The 19,449-nt window shown below is 62.2% G+C and carries 10 protein-coding genes; 4 read left to right on the plus strand and 6 right to left on the minus strand.

Annotated elements, in window-relative coordinates:
• Positions 1-48 precede the first annotated feature (48 nt).
• Genes QM649_RS10825 through QM649_RS10840 form a run of 4 tightly spaced genes read right to left on the minus strand, consistent with a single transcriptional unit; the run spans position 49 to position 9,291 of the window.
• On the minus strand, positions 49-1,539 hold the full coding sequence (locus tag QM649_RS10825; RefSeq protein WP_415199055.1) for an efflux transporter outer membrane subunit: 1,491 nt from the start codon (positions 1,537-1,539) through the stop codon (positions 49-51).
• Positions 1,536-4,640, minus strand: coding sequence for an efflux RND transporter permease subunit (locus QM649_RS10830; RefSeq protein ID WP_415199056.1), 3,105 nt, complete (start codon positions 4,638-4,640; stop codon positions 1,536-1,538). The genes QM649_RS10825 and QM649_RS10830 overlap by 4 nt, the downstream gene beginning before the upstream one ends.
• On the minus strand, positions 4,637-8,083 hold the full coding sequence (locus tag QM649_RS10835) for an efflux RND transporter permease subunit (protein ID WP_415199057.1): 3,447 nt from the start codon (positions 8,081-8,083) through the stop codon (positions 4,637-4,639). Before QM649_RS10835 ends, QM649_RS10830 begins: the two co-directional genes overlap by 4 nt.
• Complete coding sequence (locus QM649_RS10840) at positions 8,080-9,291, minus strand: efflux RND transporter periplasmic adaptor subunit (RefSeq protein WP_415199058.1); 1,212 nt, start codon at positions 9,289-9,291, stop codon at positions 8,080-8,082. Before QM649_RS10840 ends, QM649_RS10835 begins: the two co-directional genes overlap by 4 nt.
• 198 nt (positions 9,292-9,489) lie before the next feature.
• On the opposite strand from QM649_RS10840, the gene QM649_RS10845 reads away from it, so the two are divergent.
• Genes QM649_RS10845 through QM649_RS10855 form a run of 3 tightly spaced genes read left to right on the plus strand, consistent with a single transcriptional unit; the run spans position 9,490 to position 13,968 of the window.
• A complete protein-coding gene (locus QM649_RS10845; RefSeq protein WP_415199059.1) occupies positions 9,490-10,245 on the plus strand; it encodes a response regulator transcription factor in 756 nt (251 codons plus the stop codon).
• A gap of 3 nt (positions 10,246-10,248) precedes the next feature.
• Complete coding sequence (locus tag QM649_RS10850; protein ID WP_415199060.1) at positions 10,249-11,634, plus strand: ATP-binding protein; 1,386 nt, start codon at positions 10,249-10,251, stop codon at positions 11,632-11,634.
• Positions 11,635-11,694: 60 nt separating this feature from the next.
• Positions 11,695-13,968 (plus strand): hypothetical protein, encoded by a 2,274-nt coding sequence (locus QM649_RS10855; protein WP_415199061.1) that lies wholly within the window; start codon positions 11,695-11,697, stop codon positions 13,966-13,968.
• A 146-nt stretch (positions 13,969-14,114) separates the two neighbouring features.
• Here QM649_RS10855 and QM649_RS10860 read toward each other — a convergent pair whose 3' ends face one another.
• On the minus strand, positions 14,115-15,464 hold the full coding sequence (locus tag QM649_RS10860; RefSeq protein WP_415199062.1) for a hypothetical protein: 1,350 nt from the start codon (positions 15,462-15,464) through the stop codon (positions 14,115-14,117).
• A 331-nt stretch (positions 15,465-15,795) separates the two neighbouring features.
• Here QM649_RS10860 and QM649_RS10865 point away from each other — a divergent pair, with 331 nt between their 5' ends.
• Positions 15,796-18,204, plus strand: a complete 2,409-nt coding sequence (locus tag QM649_RS10865) for a hypothetical protein (RefSeq protein WP_415199063.1) — start codon at positions 15,796-15,798, stop codon at positions 18,202-18,204.
• Positions 18,205-18,230: 26 nt separating this feature from the next.
• Here QM649_RS10865 and QM649_RS10870 read toward each other — a convergent pair whose 3' ends face one another.
• Positions 18,231-19,391: an acyltransferase family protein gene (locus QM649_RS10870; RefSeq protein ID WP_415199064.1), complete on the minus strand. Its 1,161-nt coding sequence runs from the start codon at positions 19,389-19,391 to the stop codon at positions 18,231-18,233.
• Positions 19,392-19,449: the final 58 nt, after the last annotated feature.

Consider the following 19,449-nt stretch of genomic DNA (forward strand, 5'->3'; position numbering starts at 1 on the left):
TCAAAGCCGTTCAGTTCTGCCTGTGCGGTCACTCCCATAGGACCGCGCTTACGGTTTCTTCGTTACCTCGGAAACCGTTGGCAGCTTGGAGGTGTCCCAGCCTCCGCCGAGTGCTGCGATCAGCTCGACGGCGGACACCATCTGGTTCATCTGGAGAGTCGTCAGCGACTCACGATCCGTCAGCAGCGTATTCTGCGCGGTCAGCACATTCAGGTACGTATCGACGCCCGACTTGTAGCGCGTCGTCGCGATGTCCTGATAGCGCTGCGCGGCATCGACCGCGAGCTGCTGCTTCTGGATTTGCTCGGAGAGCAGCCGGCAGGAGACGAGATAGTCTTCCACCTCCTTGAACGCCGTCAGCACCGTCTCACGATAGCTCGCCACATCCGCGTTGTACTGCGCCTCGTAGTTCTGCACATTGGCCTTGCGCGAGCCCCAGTCAAGCAGCGTCTCCGAGGCTGATGCCCCGATAGACCAGAAGCGCGCAGGCCAGCCCAGCAGCTGCGTAATGTCCGAGCTCTGCGTACCGCCGGAGCCAGTGAGCGAAATCGTCGGATAATACGCCGCCTTCTGTACTCCGATGTACGCATTCGCCTCAGCCATGGTGCGCTCGGCCGCGGCGATATCCGGACGCCGCTCCAGCAGCTGCGAAGGCAGCCCTGTGGGGATCTGCGGCAGCTTCGCCGAGAGTGGCTTCACCGCAAGAGAGAAGCTGCTCGCCGGTTTGCCCAACAGCAGCGCGATGGCGTGCTCGTACTGCGCGCGCGTGATGCCGACCGCGACAGCGTTTGCCTCAGCGCCGCGCAGATTCGTTTCGGCCTCGGCAACATCCTCATCGGTGTCGACGCCCGACTTGAAGAGTGTCTTCGTCAGCTCGAGGTATTGCTTGTAGCTTTCGACCGTATTGTCGTAGACCTGCTGCAGCGCGTCTTCCCCGCGCAGCTCGAAGTAGTACTGCGCCAGGCTCGACTGCTCGCTTAATGTCTCATTCGCGAGATTCGCCGCGCTCACCTGCGCCGCATTCTGGTCGGCGCGCAGCGTGTTGCGCACGCTACCCCAGAGGTCCGGCTCCCATGAGACATCGCCTACCAGTTCGGTGCTGGTCGAGCTGCTGCTCGACTCCAGCTTGGCCGTGCTGGCGCTGCCCGTGCCCTGCCGAGAGTACGAAGGCGCAGCGGTGACCGAGGGAAACAGCGAAGCATGTTCCGAACGCACAACGGCGCGCGCCGCCATGTAGTTCTGGAAATACTCCTTGAGGTTCTGGTCGTTGATCAACAGAGACTCCTCAAGCTGATTCAGCTCGGGATCGCCGAAGATCTCCCACCACTTGCCGCGCAGCATGGCATCCTGCGGATCGGCCTGCTTCCAGCCGCCGGCCTGCGCATCGGACGAGCCCGGCTGGCTTTCCTTGTAAGCCGGAGGCGCGGGTACGCTGGCGCGTTGATATTTGGGTCCGACGTTGCAGCCGGCCACGAAGACAAGCAGAGCCGCGCACGCAGATTTCATCAGCAGACTTTGTGCAGGGGTTCGGGCGTTCATAGAGCCTCCTGAGGCCGTGCCATGGGAGCAACGGTGCGATGGCCCTTGAGGCGCATCCGCAACCGGTCCAGCACGAGATAAACCACCGGCGTGGTGTAGAGCGTGAGCACCTGGCTCACCACCAGACCGCCGAGAATCGTGTACCCGAGCGGCTGACGCAGCTCGTGTCCAAGCCCCGTACCGAAGGCCAGCGGCACCGCGCCGAAGAAGGCGGCGGCCGTGGTCATCAGAATGGGGCGGAAGCGCAGCAGGCATGCGTGGAAGATCGCATCTTCGGTCTTCAAGCCCTGCTCGCGCTCCAGTTGCAGCGCGAAGTCGATCATCATGATCGCGTTCTTCTTCACAATGCCGATCAGCAGGATGATGCCGATGATCGAGATCACATCCAGCTCGGAGTTGAAGAGGATGAGCGTGATCACCGCGCCCAGGGAAGCCGAGGGCAGCGTGGTCAGAATCGTAATGGGGTGAATGAAGCTTTCATAGAGAATGCCCAGCACGATGTAGACCGCGCCGATGGCGGCGGCAATCAGGATCGGCTCATTGCTGAGCGAACTTTGGAAAGCCTGCGCCGTGCCGGTGAAGCTGCCATGCACGCTCTTCGGAATATGCAACCTGTCTTCGATCGCTTCCACCTGCTGCGTCGCCTGTTCCAGCGAGACACCGGGCGCGAGATTGAAGGAGATCGTCGACGAGGGATAGAGCCCGGTGTGGTTCACCTGCAGCGGCCCGGTACGCGCCTGGTAGCTGCTGATCGTGCTGATAGGCACCGCGCCCTCGGAGCTGGTGACATAGGTATTGCGCAGCGCATCCGGACCGGTGCTGAAGTGTGGATCGGCCTCGAGCACGACGTGATATTGATTCAGCGGCTTGTAGATCGTCGAAGGCTCGGCCTGCGAATAAGAATAGTTCAGCACGTTATCGATATCGTTCGGCGTGAGCCCGAGCCGAGCCGCCGTGAGTCGATCGTAGGTCAGGTACGACTCAAGACCGCCCGCGAGCAGATCCGACTCCACATCCGTCACCGAGGACAGCTTCTTCATCTCGCGCGTCAGCATCGGTGCGTACTTCTTCAGCTCGTCCTCCGAGTCAGCCTGCATCGTGTACTGATACTGCGCGTTCGACTGCCGACCACCGATATGCAGATCCTGCGCGGCCATGAGGAAGGTCTGCGCCTCCTTGATCTGCATCAGCTGCGGACGCAGGCGGTTCACAATGTCCGTCGCACTCACCTTGCGCTCTTCGAGCGGCTTGAGCGCGATGAACATAAAGCCGCTGTTCGAGGAGCCCATGCCGCCACCGGTAAAGGCGACAACATTCTTTACACCGGGGTCCGAACGCACGATGTTCACAGCACGGGTCACGGCGGCATGCATCTTGTCGTAGGAAGCATCCTGCGAACCCTGCAAACCGCCCATCAGGACACCGGTATCTTCCTGCGGAAAGAATCCTTTTTGTACCCGTGCGAGATACAAAACATTCAGAGCGATGGTGCAGAGAAAGAGCAGCAGCACAAGGCCCGCATGATCGCGGATGACCCAGCGCAGGCTGCGCTCATAGCCACGCACCAGCGCGTTGAACATGCGCTCGCTCGCGTAATAGAGGCGCCCATGCTCTTCCTTCTTCTCTGTCTTCAGCAGTACCGAGCAGAGCATCGGCGTCGTCGTCAGCGAGAGAACCATCGAGATCAGGATGGCAATCGCCAGCGTCACCGAGAATTCATGAAAGAGACGGCCCACGATGCCGCCCATCATCAGGATGGGAATGAAGACCGCGATGAGCGAGATGGTGATCGAAAGGACCGTAAAGCCGATCTCCTTCGAGCCGCGCAAGGCTGCTGCCACCGGCGACATCCCCTCCTCGAGATAGCGCGCGATGTTCTCCATCACCACGATGGCGTCGTCGATCACAAAACCGGTCGAGATGGTGAGCGCCATCAATGAGAGATTGTCGAGCGAGTAGCCGAGGAAATACATCGCAGCGAACGTGCCGATCAGCGAGACCGGAACAGCGATGCCTGGAATCAGCGTCGCCCGCCAGTTCCTCAGGAAGACGAAGACCACCACGACAACCAGGCAGATGGAGATGATAAGCGTCCGCTCGACATCGTGCAGAGAGGCTCGGATGGTCGTTGTCTGGTCGAGCGTGAGCGTCAGCTTCTGGTTCTGCGGGATCGCGGCCTGCAGCGCCTTGAATTCACTCTTGATCTGGTCGACCGTATCGATGACATTGGCGCCCGGCTGCTTGAAGATAATCAGATCGACCGTCTGCTGGCCGTTCATCATGCCGCCGGAACGAATGTTCTCAGTCGAGTCGACCACATCGGCGACATCTTCAAGGCGCACAACGGTACCGTTGTGCTGTGCGATCACCAGCTCTTTGTAGTCGTTGGCCTTCGAGAGTTGATCGTTCGTGCGAATGTAGCTGACCGTCTGCCCGTTCTTGAAGGACCCGGTAGGCGTGTGCGCATTCTGGTTCTGCAGGAACGTAGCCACCGTCGCCAGGCTGATGCCGTAGTGCTGCAACTGGAGCGGATTGATTTCGACGCGCACCGCGGGCAGCGCACCGCCGCCGATTTCTACCTGCCCCACTCCCTGGATCTGTAACAGCTTCTGTTCCAGAATCGTCGATGCCGAATCGTACCGGTCTCCTACGCCCGCTGAATCCGACGTGATGCTGATGATCGCGATCGGAGAATCCGACGAATTCATCTTGCGATAGGTTGGATTCGATGGCAGATCCGAGGGCAGATAGGTACGCGCCGCTGCAATCGCCGCTTCCACATCGCGCGCCGCGCCGTTGATGTCGCGGTTGAGCTCGAACTGCAGCGAGATCGACGCAGAGCCGGTCGAGCTCTGCGAAAGCATCTCCGTCACGCCGGCGATGTGCCCCAGCTGGCGCTCGAGCGGAGTCGCCACCGAAGAGGCCATCACATCCGGGCTCGCGCCCGGCAGTGACGCCTGGATGACGATCGTCGGCGAGTCGACCTGCGGCAGCGGAGCCACTGGCAGCACGGCAAAGGCGATGATGCCGGCGATCGCCACCGCCGCAGTCAGTAGCGTAGTGGCAATGGGCCGCCGGATCGCAGGCGCGGAGAGGTTCATGCCTGGCCTTCCAGTGGCAGTTCACCCTGGGCCGGTACGCCGCGGCGCACGCCCATCTTTTCACCCAGCCAGTCGAAGAAGAGATAGATCACCGGAGTGGTGTAGAGCGTAAGCAGCTGGCTCAGCAGCAAGCCGCCCACCATGGCAATGCCCAGCGGACGGCGCAGCTCTGCGCCGATGCCGTGACCAAGCGCGAGCGGCAGCCCGCCGAAGAGCGCGGCCAGCGTCGTCATCAGAATCGGACGGAAGCGCAGCAGCGAAGCCTCGAAAATCGCTTCCTTCGGCGACTTGCCGTGATGCCGCTCCGCTTCGAGCGCGAAGTCAACCATCATGATGCCGTTCTTCTTCACAATGCCGATGAGCAGCACGATACCGATGATGCCCACGATGCCGAGGTCCTGCTTGAAGAGCATTAGCGCAAGCAGCGCGCCCACACCTGCTGAAGGCAGCGTGGAAAGAATCGTCAGAGGATGGATGAAGCTCTCGTAAAGCACGCCGAGCACGATATACACCGTGACCAGCGCCGCAATGACCAGCCATCCCTCATTGCTCAGCGAGTTCTGATACGACGCTGCTGTGCCCTGGAACTTCGCCTGCACGTTGATCGGCAGGTTCAAATCCTTCTGTGCCTTCTCGATCGCATCCACTGCCTGGCTCAGGTGGTAGCCCGGCGCCAGATTGAAGGAGACAGTGATGACCGGAAACTGCCCCTGGTGCGCAACTGTCAGCGGCGCGAGCCCCTTCTTCATCGTTGTGAAGGCCGCGAGCGGAATCGGCTGCGCCGCGCTCGTCGCGGACGAAGTGCTTGAACTGCTGCTGCCGCTCGAAGAGCTGAGAGCGGAAGTGGTACCGCTGGTCGAAGCCGCCTGCAGCACCGTGCTGTTCGTCGAAGTCGACGAGAGGGATCCAGTCGAGGACGAAGTACCAAGCGAGGTCGAATTGCTGGTCGTGCCCAGCGTGGTGCTGTTCGAGGTCGTGGAGGAAACGCCCGAGGTCGACGAAGCACTGAGCTGCGTTGTCCCGGTAGAGCTTGTACTGCTGCTCGAAGACGAGCTGGACGAGGAACTCGACGAAGAGCCGGACCCGCCAGAGCTCGTGCTCGACGAGCTGGTGGTCGAAGCGGGCAGATAAATCTCTTCGAGATCCTGCGGGCTCGTCTGGAACTTTGGATCGACCTCGAGAATCACGTGATACTGATTCGTCTGCGTGTACAGCGTCGTTACCTGGCGCTGCCCGAAGGCGTCATAAAGCGTGTCGTCGATGGTTTGCGGCGTGATGCCGAGGCGCGATGCAGTCACGCGATCGATATCGAGGTTCACAGCGTTGCCGTTCGGCTGCTCGTCCGTGACCACGTCTTCAATCTGCGGCAGCGTCTTCAGCTTCGCCAGCAGCTTTGCCGTCCATGTCGAGAGCTCCTGCTGGTTCGGATCGCTGACCGTGTATTGATACTGCGTACGGCTCACGCGATCTTCCACCGTGAGGTCCTGCACCGGCTGCATATAGGTCTGGATGCCCGTGACCTGCGCGAGCTTTGGCTTCAGCCGCTCGATTACATCCGACGCGCTGATGCCGCGTGTCGAAAGCGCTTTGAGGTTGATCTGCATGCGGCCGCTATTGAGCGTGGTGTTGGTGCCGTCCACGCCAATGAACGAGGAAAGCGAATCGACAGCCGGATCTTCCAGGATGACGCGCGCCACGGCGCGCTGCCGCGTGACCATCGCATCGAAGCTGGTGGCCTCGGGAGCCTGCGTAATGGCCTGGATGATGCCCGTATCCTGCGTCGGGAAAAAGCCCTTTGGGATCACGTAGTAGAGCGCCACGGCGCCTACCAGCGTGACGACGGCCACGATGAGCGCCAGCGCCTGCCGCGCCAGCACCCAGCTCAACGTGCGTCCATAGAAGGCGATGATGTCCTTGAACAGCTTCTCGGACCAGTGGTAGAAGCGGCCTTGCTCGGATTCCGGTGTGTGCTTCAGCAGCTTCGAGCACATCATCGGCGTCAGCGTCAGCGATACGACCGCCGAGACGATGATGGTCACTGCCAGCGTCACCGCGAATTCGCGGAAGAGGCGGCCAGTGATGTCGCCCATGAAGAGCAGCGGGATGAGCACTGCGATCAGCGAAATGGTGAGCGAGAGAATGGTGAAGCCGATCTCGCTTGCGCCCTTCAGCGCCGCTTCGAGCGGTGCCATTCCCTCTTCGAGATAACGGCTGATGTTCTCGATCATCACGATCGCGTCATCGACAACGAAGCCGGTCGAGATGGTCAGCGCCATCATGGTGAGGTTGTTGAGGCTGTAGCCCATCGCATACATCACCGCGAAGGTGCCCACCAGCGAGAGCGGCACAGCGACGGACGGGATGATCGTCGCACGCCAGCTGCGCAGGAAGAGGAAGATGACCGCGACCACGAGGCAGATCGTCAGCATCAACTCGAATTCGACATCATCCACCGAGGCGCGGATCGTCGTAGTGCGATCCGTCAGCACCGTCACCTTCACCGAGGCAGGCAGGGACTCTTCCAGCTGCGGCAGCAGGGCCTTGACCGAATCGACCACCTGGATGGTGTTCGCATTCGACTGGCGCTGGATATTCACGATGATCGCCGGCGTCTGGTTCATCCACGCGGCGAGCTGCGAGTTCTCAACGCCGTTATAGACATTCGCCACGTCGCTCAGCAGAACGGGCGAGCCATTCTTATAGGCGACGACGATGTTCTTATACTGACTCGCGTCCTGAATCTGGTCATTCGCGTCGAGCGTGTAGGCCTGCTGCGGTCCGTTGAAGGTTCCCTTCGAGCCGTTCACGCTGGCATCGCTGATCGCCGTGCGCACATCTTCGAGCGCAATGCCATAGGACGAAAGCGCTGCGGGGTTTGCCTGGATGCGCACCGCGGGCTTCTGTCCGCCCTGGATCGAAACAAGGCCCACACCGCTGAGCTGCGAAATCTTCGGCGCGAGGCGCGTGTCGGCCAGGTCCTGGATATCGGAGAGCGTCATCGACTTCGAGGTCAGAGCCAGCGTGAGCACCGGCGCATCGGCCGGGTTCGTCTTGCTATAGACCGGAGGCACCGGCAGATCGGTAGGCAGATAGCTGTTCGCCGCGTTAATGGCGGCCTGCACTTCCTGCTCTGCAACGTCGATGTCCTCTTTGAGGACAAACTGCATCACGATGACCGACGCGCCACCCGAGCTCGTCGACGTCATCTGCGCAAGCCCTGGAATCTCACCGAACTGTTTTTCGAGCGGGCCGGTCACCGTCGATGACATCACGTCGGCGCTCGCGCCCGGATAGAGCGTCTGCACCTGGATGGTCGGGTAGTTCACCTCCGGCAGAGCGGAGATAGGCAGCTGAAAATACGCCACCGCGCCCACCAGGAGGATGGCGACCATGAAGAGAATGGTCGCCACCGGGCGAAGAATGAATGGACGCGAAAGGCTCATCGAGGTCCCGGTCCTGCGGGGGCCGTGCTCACCTTGGCGCCGTCCTGCAGGCGATCGAAGTTACTCGTCACCACCGACTGGCCGGGCGTGATGCCGGTAACGGCGGTCTTGTCTTCGTCAGAATCCACAACCGTGATGTTGGTCAGCGCGACGGTGTTATCGGACTTCACCACATACACAAAGGCCTGCTGGCCGTTGTACTGCACCGCCACGGTCGGAATCAGGTTCGCGTTCTGCAGCGTCTCCACATCCAGCTTCGCGTTCACAAACTGGTTCGGGAAGAGCGCATTCGTTGCGTTATCAAAGATTGCGCGCAGCTTCACGGTGCCGGTGGTCGTGTCCACCTGATTGTCGAGCGTAAGCAGCTTGCCGGTAGAGATGCGGGTCAGCTGCGCGCGATCGTAGAGGTCCACCTTGAGCGTCGCATGCTTCACCGCCGCGAGCACCTTCTGCACGTGATCTTCGGCGATGGCGAAGACAACCGTCATCGGGTTGAGCTGCGTGATCGTCGCAATCGTGCTCGAAGAGCCGGAGAAGATGATGTTGCCCGGGTCCACAAGGCGCAGCCCGATACGGCCAGAGAGCGGCGCGCTGATATGGCAATAGCTGAGCTGCACCTTGTCATAGGCCACGGTGCCTTCGTCATTCTCGACTGTGCCTTCGTCCTGCTTGACCGTGCCCAGCTCGTCGTCGTACGTCTGCTGGCTGACGGCGTTGCCCTTGAGGGCGATCTCATATTTCTTCAGGTCGTTCCGCGCCTGGTCCAGCGCCGCCTGGTCGCGCTTGAGCGAGCCCTCGGCCTGTTGCAGCTGCGTCTCATAGGGGCGCGGATCGATCTCGACCAGCGACTGGCCCTTGCTCACCATCTGGCCTTCGCGATAGTTCACTGCGAGCACCTGGCCGCTCACCAGCGGGTAGACATTCACCGTGTGCTCAGGCGTGACGGTGCCCAGCGCATTGAGGTAAACATCCATCGAGCCCTGCTCGACCTTCGCCTCGGTAATCGATACACCGGCATTCTTCGCGCCCTGCCCGCCCGGGCCAGCGCCCGGAGGTCCGCCGCCGGGCATGCCGCCCGGGGCCGCGCCATGATGCAGAAGGGGCAACAGCAGCACGCCCACAACCAGGATCACCAGCAGCCATGCCAGCCAATGTTTCTTCTTTCGAGAGGAGGAAGCCTTGTCCTGTGGTGCGAGTTCGTCGGTCATCTTTATCCTTAGGGTGCTACGCCATCATCCCAGTGAGGGTGCGCGGTCGTTCTGGCAGCTGCGAGCGAGGCAGCGTGCTCTTTTAGAAGACTTCAGAAATCGCGAAATGAACGTAATACTGTGTCACGGTTCGTCATCGTATGTAACAGATCGTCACCGGATAGCCGCTGCACGAGTTTCCGGCGCAAACTAGGAGGAGTGACCGCAGACGAAACGATGAGTACGCCACCGGTGTCCACCGAACTCGAACATGTACTGCTCATCGACGATGACGTCGAGCTGTGCCGCATGCTGCAGGACTATCTCAGCCGCCACGGCTGGGAGGTCTCAATGGCGCATCGCGGCTCAAGCGGCCTGGCCGCCGCGCTCGAGATGCGTCACGGTCTCATCGTGCTCGACGTGATGCTGCCCGACTTCGACGGCTTCGAGCTGCTGCGCCGCCTGCGCCGCGAAGCCGATGTCTACGTGCTGCTGCTGACCGCGCGCGGCGAGGAGATCGATCGCATCGTGGGGCTCGAGCTGGGCGCAGACGACTATCTGCCCAAGCCCTTCAATCCGCGCGAGCTGCTGGCCCGCATGCGCGCCATCGTGCGGCGCGGCACACGCACCGGCAACAACGGCGAGCCATCACGGGAGTCGCAGCCAGCGATTGCCGGTTTTACCGTCGACCACGCCGTGCGCAGCGTGCGCTTCGGCGAACAGCCACTGGAGCTCACCGACCTCGAATTCGATCTGCTTCACCAGTTTCTGACGCACCCCGGCGAGGTCCTCAACCGCGAGCAGCTGGTCGAGCGCGTGCTCGAACGGCCATTCCGCCCGCTCGACCGCAGCCTCGACATGCTGGTTTCGCGCCTGCGCCGCAAGCTTGAAACACTGCCCGGTTTTTCGGGAGGCATCAAGGCCGTTCGCTCGAACGGCTATCTCTTCTTCACCGAAGGATCAAGCAGAGGCTGACCCATGCGCAGCTTTTTCCTGCAGTTCTTCCTCTCCTTCTGGGTCATCACCTGCGGCATCTTCATCGCCGCCACCCTGCTCTCTCCGCAGGACGACCCTGGCTCGCCGGGCGAGGTACGATCCGCGCTCGACCTCTCTGCCGATGCGCTCGCGACCACATCTATCGCGCAATATCGCGAGCATGGCTGCGCAGGCCTTGCGCCGCTCGGCAAAGAAAGCACCTTCGCTGACAGCAACGGCAATCCCATCTGCGCACCGCCCTTTGAAAAGCCGGTGGCAGAACTGCTGCGGCAGACGCGCAAAGAAGGACACCCCGTTTCCTTGCGCGCCGACGGCATCTGGGTACAGGTACGCCAGGTAAGCATCGGCAACAACGAGCGCTATTACCTGGTGCAGCGCATCAGCGGCGAGCACCGTCCCTGGTGGCCTCACCTGCCCGTGGTCGCCATTCCGGTATCGCTGCTCGTCACCTTTCTCTTCGCCTACATCCTTACGCGGCCGGTGCGCGCATTGCGTCTCGCCTTCCGCCGCTTCTCGGCCGGCGACATGGACGTCCGCCTCGATGTTCCGCCCTCGCGCTGGAAGGATTTCGGCGGAGCCGACGTGCGCACGCTCATGATCGACTTCAACCACATGGCCGACCGCGTAAAGGAGCTGGTCGAGGCGCAAAAACTGCTCATTCGCGATATCTCGCACGAGCTGCGCTCGCCTCTGGCGCGCCTGCAGGTGGCCCTCGAGCTCGCGCGCGAAGAAGCGCCCGAATCCACCGGCCTGCTCGATCGCGTCGGCGTGGAGGCCGACCGCCTGAATGCGCTTATCGGTGAAACGCTGCGCCTGTCCCTGATGGAGTCTCTGCGCCAGCCGCCGAGCGACGAGACCTTTGCCCTGGGAGAAATCTTCGCGCTGCTGCTGCCGGACATGCGCTTCGAAGCCGAGGCTCGCGGATCGCGCGTCGTCTACAGCTCGGCATGCGACGCCGTGATGCTGCGGGGCCAGGGGGAGATGCTGCGCCGCGCGCTCGAGAACATCGTCCGCAACGCCATCCGCTACACCCCTGCGGGCGGCACGGTGGAGATTGCCGCCACCTGCGACGCGCACGCCGGCAACCCCCTCGGCGTCTCTACCGCTACGCCCATTCCAATCTGGATCGACATCGTCATCGCCGACCGAGGCCCCGGCATTCCCGAGCAGTATCTCTCGGACATCTTCCGGCCTTTCTATCGTGTGGACATGGCCCGCGAGGGCACTACGGGCGGCTTCGGCGTAGGACTGGCCATCGCCGAGCGCGCAGTCCATCTGCATTCGGGCTCCATCCGCGTGGAGAATCGCCGTGGTGGCGGCCTCTCGGTCATCGTGCAGCTGCCAGGGCTTGCACCGGCCATAAGCTAGCCAGATTCACCGTACGAAGATCCGGCATGGGTAGACTGAAGAAGATCGTTCGGTTCCCCCATGAAGAGACTTGTATTCCTCCTTGCCTTTTCTTCTGTTGCGGTTGCCCAGGCTCCGCAGCACGCTGACGACACACTCATCTTCCAGACGTCACAGGGCTGGTCGCCCCGCGTCAACGTCGAAGCCGGCACGGTAATGACCTACGGCATCAACGAAGACCTGCCCGATCGCATCCGCAGCTGGAAGAACCATGGCTACCGCGTCGCGCTCATGACCGGCGTGGCCTGGGGCACCTATGGCGACTACCTGCGCGGCGACTTCGACGGCAAGGAGCACTGGAACGAGACGCAGCAGGAGGCCAGCGGCAACCTGATCCTGCACAGCGGCCGCGAAGTTCCCTACATCGCGCCCTCGGAAAGCTACGGCAAATATCTGAGCCGCGGTGTGCTGCGCGCGCTCGATGCCGGCGCCGATGCCGTCTACCTCGAAGAACCCGAATTCTGGGCCCGCGCCGGATGGTCCGATTCCTTCAAGAAGGAATGGGAGAGCTACTATCACGAGCCCTGGCGTGCGCCGGACTCCTCGCCCGACGCGCAGTATCGCGCCAGCAAGCTGAAGTACTTCCTCTATCGCCGCGCGCTCGCGCAGGTCTTCGCCGCCGTGCATGACTGGAGTCAGCAGCATGGCAGGCAGATCCCCTGCTACGTGGCCACACACTCGCTGCTGAATTACGCGCAATGGCAGATCGTCTCGCCCGAGTCGTCCCTGCTCGACGTGGGCGCGGATGGCTACATCGCGCAGGTGTGGACCGGCACCTCGCGCGCCGAGAATATCTACGAAGGCATCCGCGCCGAGCGCACCTTCGAGACCGCCTTCCTCGAGTACGGCGCGCTGCAGAACATCGCCCGCTCCTCCGGCAAGCGTATCTGGTACCTGAACGATCCCATCGAGGACAACCCGAACCACTCCTGGTCCGACTACCGGCACAACTGGGAGTCGACGCTGGTGGCCTCGCTGCTGCAGCCCGACGTCTCGAACTACGAGATTCTTCCCTGGCCCGATCGCATCTTCGGACCGCACGGACTCTATCCCTCGACGGAGCCGACCGACGCAGATCCGAAACCGGAAAAGACAGCGATTCCCTCGGCGTATGAGACAGAGCTGCAGAGCGTCTTCCATGCGCTCGGCGAGATGCATGGGCAGCCATCGCAGTGGCAGGTCTCGGGCACACAGCATGTCGGCGTGCTGGTCTCCGACACACTGATGTTCCAGCGCGCGAATCCGCAGCCCTCGGATGCTTACCTGAGCAATATTTACGGACTCGCGATGCCACTGCTCATGCATGGCCTGCCGGTCGAGCCGGTGCAGATCGAGAGCACCTATCGCGGCGACGGCGCGGCGAACTTCCTCAGCCAATATAAAGTTCTATTGCTTACGTATGAGGGGCAGAAGCCGCCTTCGGATAAGTTTCACGCTGCGATCGCCGCGTGGGTGAAAGCTGGCGGATCACTGGTCGTCGTCGACAAGGACAGTGACCCCTACAACCACGCGCAGGACTGGTGGGACGAGAACGGCAAGACGCAGACCATCCCGCGCGAGCTGCTGTTTCGCGCGTTAGGCCTCGATCCCGAAGCCGAAGGTCTGCATCACGTCGGCAAGGGAGTCGTGATCTTCCGCAAGGCTTCGCCTTCCGCGCTCGCGGCCGATCCGCAGGGTGCGGCCGAAGTGCTGTCCTGGGCGAAGGAAGCCGCTGCCCACGCGAAGCAGCCGTGGAAGGAATCCTCCGCACTCATCCTGCGTCGCGGCCCGTTCGTCGTTGCCTCGGGTCTCGATAAACCCGAGGGCCAGCCCGAGCCTTCGGCGGCAACGCGGGTAAAGAACTCGACGGTGCAGGACCTGCCTTCGTCGAGCCCCGCAACGCCGGTTCAGGCACCCGCGAATGAATCGGTCCTGCAGGCCACTGTCCTTCGTGGCCGGTTCATCGACCTTTTCGACCCGCAACTCGGCTTTGTCATCGATCCACGCATTCAGAGCGGCGAGCGGCGCCTGCTCCTCGACCCGTCATTCTTCCCGCACGGCAGCGCGCGCGTGCTCGCAGCCAGCGCAAGAGTCATTGACGAGCAGTCCGCTGCCGGCTCTCTGAGCTTCTCGGTAAGCAACATCGAAGCGCGTGATACGCAGGACCTGACGGCCATCCGTCTGCTGCTGCCGCGCGCGGCGAAATCGGTCACACTCGACGGCAAACCACTGGAAACCAGGGGATGGGAAAACGGCACGCTGCTGCTGGAATTCCCCGCCAGCGCCATGCCTCAGAGGATAGCTGTGCAGTTCTGACGAAAAAAACGCGAACCGCAGCAGAGGCGCTGTCATTCCGACTGGAGCGAAGCGCAATGAAGGGACCTGCTGTTGATTCTTCACAAAGGCCCACATCTCAACGTCGAGATGTGGGCCTTTCTATACCAAGAGGACTGAGTCGCCCGTTACGCCTTCGTCCGGTACGCCACAACCGACCAGCTCGGGACATTGCCGCCGAGATTGCGGCCAACCAGCAGCAGCTCGAAGTGCGGAATCGAGCCGTCAGGCCGCACGATGGTTCGCAGGAACTGCTCAAGCGTCCTGGCATTGAGCAGGAAGTCGGCAGCCGCCTGCGTTCCGGCGCTCGTGGTGCCGGAGACCAGCAGCGTGTCTCCCTGATGGTCGAGGCTCGGCTGGAAGGCGATCAGTCCGTAGGCCGAGCTCTGCGGCCCTCCGAGGCTTTCCGCGTAGGTGGCAGATTCGCCCGGATGCGGAGCCTTGTTCACGACCGTGTTCTGCCGCGTGCTCCAGTTGTAGTCGACGGCGAAGTTCATCTCCGGGGCGAAGAGCTCGACCCATGGGTTTGCACGCGCGCCTCCGATCAGGATGAGGTTGTCTTCCTTGGCGTCGCTCATGCTCAGCTCGCGCGCATATCGCACCTGCACCTGTCCATGCGAGATCTCCGGCACCGTCATCAGGCGCGCAACCAGGTTCAGGTCGGCCATGCTCGTGTATTGCGAGCTCTCAAGGTCACCCGGCTGGATCGTCGTAATCGACTTCGGCAGGTCGAGCGAGCGCAGGTCATCGTGGTTCAGGTAATGGCCCAGCGTGACCGGCTTCGCGGTGAGCTCCTCGATCAGGATCAGCGTGCTGTCCGCCGGAACGATCACTGCCCGCCGCGTCGGGTCGAAGAGCCGCCCCCAGAAGCGGGCTTCGAGGTCGCGAGGCTGCTCGTGATGGCGGGCCGTTTGCCACAGATACAGAGATCCGGCTCCGGCGATCAGCAGAAGGACAGCGGCAACCAGCCACCATACAGGCCGGCGCAGACCGACGGCCTTCTCCGGCGCAAAAGCCGGTGGAGGCAACGGCGTGGGCGCAGGGATCTCCGGCACGGCAATGGCGGGAAGAGCAACCAACGGCTGCGTAGCGGCAGGAACCGGCTCAGGCTCGACCGCATTCGCCTCGAAAAACGGCACGTAACTGCCCTTGGGGATATCGATGCGCAGCAGCGCATTGCGCCCTGCGACCCGGAAATATTCTTCGAGCCGCTGGCGCAGCAGACGCGCCTGCGAACGCACGATGCTGTCGTCGCCGGGGTTGTAACCGGGCGCACGGCCAAAGACGTGGATACCGATCTGCTGCTCGTTGATCTCGAGCCTGCGGCCGGAAAGCTCAAGCTCGCAGATGAAGAGCAGGAAGGAGCGCAGCCGGGGAGAGCGCTCGAAGGCAGGCGAGTTCGCGACCTCGAGGGTAAGCTGCCACCTGGGATCTGACTTGGGATCGGATTTGAGATCGGACTCCGGACCAGTACTCATCGCGCTCCATCAAGGCAGGAGCATACGCAACCGGGCGGCAAAGAAGCCGGCTCGCTTGACTTGCACTGCGGCGGACAAGGGATCATTGCTCTCCACGCTAGCAGCGCCGGTGACGATGAGCAAGTGGCGCCAAAACAGGTGTTTCACTGTGAAATGCACAGGCCCACCAGGCGCAAAGCTGTGGGGCCGTGATTATCACAGTGAAAAGACCTTACCCCGCGCCCACCGCGATGCGACTCTCGAGCTGAGCCGGCGAGTTTCCGACCGGCCTGCAGCCGAATTCCTTGACTGGTGAAGCGATTTGCGAAGGTTCGCGTTATGGGCGCCGCAGATGAGCCGGCGTACCGCTGTTTGCCTCGTTATGCTGCCAAGCTGGGCCATGGTGGCCCACGCGCAGATGGTGTCGCCGGAGATCGACCGTCCCGGCCAGCCTTTTTCCTACTTCAGCAAGCCGGTCGACGTGATCGGGGTGATGAATGCTCCCTCCGGCACCGAGATTTCTCCGGAAGGCTTTCTCTACACCGGCTACGGCGAGCTGATGTTCTTCACCGGGCCGGAACAGACTCCGCTCGACGAGCGCCTGCGCACCCTCAAGGACGGCTACGTGCCGATCATCGAGGGCACGGTCCAGCAGCTCGGCATCGACTACACCTTCACCTCGTTGGCCTCCGAGGTTCCAGTGCAGAGCACGGTCGATCCCGACCATGCACCGGGGCAGGTGATCAATTTTGTGCGCGTCCGGTTACATAATCCCGGCACGATGCCACGCGCGGCCTTCCTGACCACGGCCATCCGCTACCAGGCCCCGCAGACCACCGCCGAGCCCCTGGCCGACAATCGCTTTCGCAGGCCGGCGACAGCCGAGCATGTCGGCGACTACCAGCAGCCCGGCGAGGCCTTCAATCCGAACTGGAGCTACCGCATCGGCGACGGCGCATGCCAGCGCGAAGACCGGGTACTGTACTTCTACCCGCAGCAGCCCAAGCCGCAGCTGGCGCTCACGCTCAAGACACACTACAACCGCATCGGACCTCTGGACTCGAGCAAGCTCACCAACAAGATCGAGCTGACGCCCACGACGCCCGCCTGCCGCGTGAGCTATACGGTGCCGCTGCAGCCGGGCGAGACCGTCACGCTCGACCTGCGCATGCCGCTGATCCCTGTAAAGCAGGATTCACCCGAAGCAAAGCAGTCGCTTGCGGCCAGCTACGAAGCGGCCTATCAGCACACCGTCGATTACTGGCACACGCTCATTGCGCGCGGCATGGGCATCGACATACCCGAGGCGAAGGCCGTCGACACCTTCCGCGCCAGCCTGATGTACGACCTGCTCTATCGCAACATCGTCGACGGGCAGTATGTACAGACAGCGAGCCAGTTCCAGTACCACCGCTTCTACCTGCGCGACTCGGCCGATTACGTGCGCATGTACGACGCGACAGGCTACCCCGAGATCGGCTCGCAGGTCATCCGCTTCTTCCTCACGCGGCAGCAGCCGGACGGTAACTTCCTCTCGCAGCCGCAGCAGTACGACGGCTGGGGCGAGGCGCTCTGGGCCTTCGGCGAGCACTTTCGCCGTACGCACGACATGGAGTTCGCGCGGCTGGTCTATCCCCACGTCGTAAAGGCGGTGGACTGGCTCCAGGCAGCACGCGCGAAAGACCCTCTCCACGTAATGCCCGCCAGCGATGTTCGCGACAACGAGTACGTCTCCGGACACCTCACCGGCTATAACTTTCTCGCGCTCGATGGACTCCAGGGCGCGATCACGCTCGCACACGCGCTGGGCCATGAGGACGACGCCGCTCGCTTTCAGCGAGAGTACGACGACTATCGCGCAACCTTCTTCGCGCTGCTCGACAAAGCTTCCAAGGAAGAAGGCGGCGTGCTTCCTCCGTCGCTCGATGCAGGCGAATGGAAGGGCACGGACTGGGGCAACCTGCTCTCGATCACGCCAGAACCGGTGCTCGATCCCTTCGACCCGCGCGTGACTGCGACGCTGCACAGCACGCAGGCGCGCTATCAGGAAGGCATCACCACCTATGCCGAACCCGACGACGGCATCTTCCTGCACCACTATCTCACCATCAAGAACACGCTGACAGAGCTGGTTCGCGGCGAAGATCATCAGGCCATCCGCGAGTTCTATGCCGAACTGCTGCACACCAGCTCCACGCAGGCCGGCTTCGAATACGCCATCCGCCCATGGGGCTCGCGCGACTTCGAAGGGAACCTCTCGCCACACGGCTGGTTCGCCGCCGACTACCGCAACCTGCTGCGCAACATGATGGTGCGCGAGCAGGGCGACAGCCTGCACCTGCTCTCAGCCATCTCGCCGGAATGGCTGGGCCCAGGCAAGCAGATTCATGTCACGCATGCGCCGACTTACTTCGGCTCGCTTGACTTCACCCTGCGCGAGACCGGCGCTGACTCCGCAGAGCTGAACATCGCAAGCAATTTCACCCAGGCACCCAAAGAGATCGTGCTGCACGTGCCGTGGTTCAAACACCTCGAATCAGCAACCGTGAATGGCGTTGCGGTGAAAGCCGAAGCCGACGGCCTGCATCTGGCCGCAAATACGCGGCTGGTACAGCTCAAGTGGCAGACAGTCGGCGATCCGCACATGAGCTTCGAGCGCACGGTCGACTCCTGGAAGCAGGAATACCGGCGGCGCTGGGAGAGTTTTTTAAACGATGGACGGGAGTCCTCGTCACCGGACACCTGGCGGGTTCCTGAATAACGTTCCCGCCCGCCACGTGTCCTTTTTTAAAGCTTCAGAAAGATGCGTCTCCGGTAGAGCACGGCAATCGGCACAAAACAGGCACCGACAAACAGCACCGACCAGACCAGCGAACGGAATGGTCCGGGCGCAAGAAAGCCGGGCAGCAGCAGATAACTAAAACGTTGCGCGGTGCCCGCGTTGCCTGCCGGGATCGCTCCCAACACGATCGACAGCACCTCGGAGAGCACATACGCCGTCAGCGCATTGGACCCGAAGATGCGCCCCACCAGGGCCAACGGTTGAAGCCATCGCCGCGCTCCTGTCTCTTCTCCATCAAAGAACAAAGCGCAGACAGCCAGCAGCAGCAGGGAGACGCCCGCGGTGACAAGCACGAACGAACTTGTCCAGAGCCGCTTGTTCAGCGGGAACGACTCACTCCATAGCAGCCCCAACACAAGCGAGATTGCGCCGGAAGCAGCGAGGCCGCCAAGCTTTCGCGTCTGCGCGACAGAAGCACGCAGCCACGAAGCGGTGAGCACCCCGATGAGCACCGAGGCCAGCGCAGGCAGCGTGCTCAGCAGGCCTTCGGGATCGTAAAACGTGTGGTGATAGCGATGCGCTACCGGGATCGCGATGCGATCGATCGCGCTCGCGAGATTGCAAGGCTGATTGGTGATGCCAGGCGTCACACCCTCGCCGCCGCACCCTGGAACCGGCACCCAGCTCATCAACGCCCAGTAGCCCGCGAGCAGAACGAGTGTCGAGATCGCAACTGTGCGCGTGCGGCCATAGAGTGCGATCAACGCCGCAAGCAGATAGCAGACGCCGATCCGTTGCATCACCCCGCAGAAACGCAGCGTGCTCAGGTGAAAGAACGGCAGCGCATTCAGAATCAGCCCGATCAAAACAATCACAGCTGCGCGGCGTACGGCTTCAGCGACAATCTCGCCACGGCTGCGCCCCTTGCGCAGCCGTGACTCGAACGAGAGCGCCATCGAGATCCCCATGATGAACAGAAACATGGGAAAGACGAGATCGGTCAGCGTGCAGCCATTCCATGCTGAGTGGCGCAGCTGCGCATACGACGCAGCGCCATCGCCCGCGTTATTGACCAGGATCATAAACGCGACGGTAAGGCCGCGCAGGATATCGAGCGAAACCATGCGTGCGGCGGGCTTCCCGGTATTTGCAACAACAGTCGTCACACATTCACCCACAGAAGTTTGGCTTTCGAAAAAACGCCCTCCCGGAGTTTTCTCCGGA

It is taken from the genome of Silvibacterium sp., assembly GCF_047605705.1.
Classification (GTDB): Bacteria; Acidobacteriota; Terriglobia; order Terriglobales; family Acidobacteriaceae; genus Silvibacterium.

Excerpts from the sequence above, each read along its gene's own strand:
- QM649_RS10835 (WP_415199057.1), bottom strand. The coding sequence starts at position 8,083 with ATGAGCCTTTCGCGTCCATTCATTCTTCGCCCGGTGGCGACCATTCTC.
- QM649_RS10855 (WP_415199061.1), top strand. The coding sequence starts at position 11,695 with ATGAAGAGACTTGTATTCCTCCTTGCCTTTTCTTCTGTTGCGGTTGCC.
- QM649_RS10825 (WP_415199055.1), bottom strand. The coding sequence starts at position 1,539 with ATGAACGCCCGAACCCCTGCACAAAGTCTGCTGATGAAATCTGCGTGC.
- QM649_RS10865 (WP_415199063.1), top strand. The coding sequence starts at position 15,796 with ATGAGCCGGCGTACCGCTGTTTGCCTCGTTATGCTGCCAAGCTGGGCC.
- QM649_RS10860 (WP_415199062.1), bottom strand. The coding sequence starts at position 15,464 with ATGAGTACTGGTCCGGAGTCCGATCTCAAATCCGATCCCAAGTCAGAT.
- QM649_RS10830 (WP_415199056.1), bottom strand. The coding sequence starts at position 4,640 with ATGAACCTCTCCGCGCCTGCGATCCGGCGGCCCATTGCCACTACGCTA.
- QM649_RS10850 (WP_415199060.1), top strand. The coding sequence starts at position 10,249 with ATGCGCAGCTTTTTCCTGCAGTTCTTCCTCTCCTTCTGGGTCATCACC.
- QM649_RS10840 (WP_415199058.1), bottom strand. The coding sequence starts at position 9,291 with ATGACCGACGAACTCGCACCACAGGACAAGGCTTCCTCCTCTCGAAAG.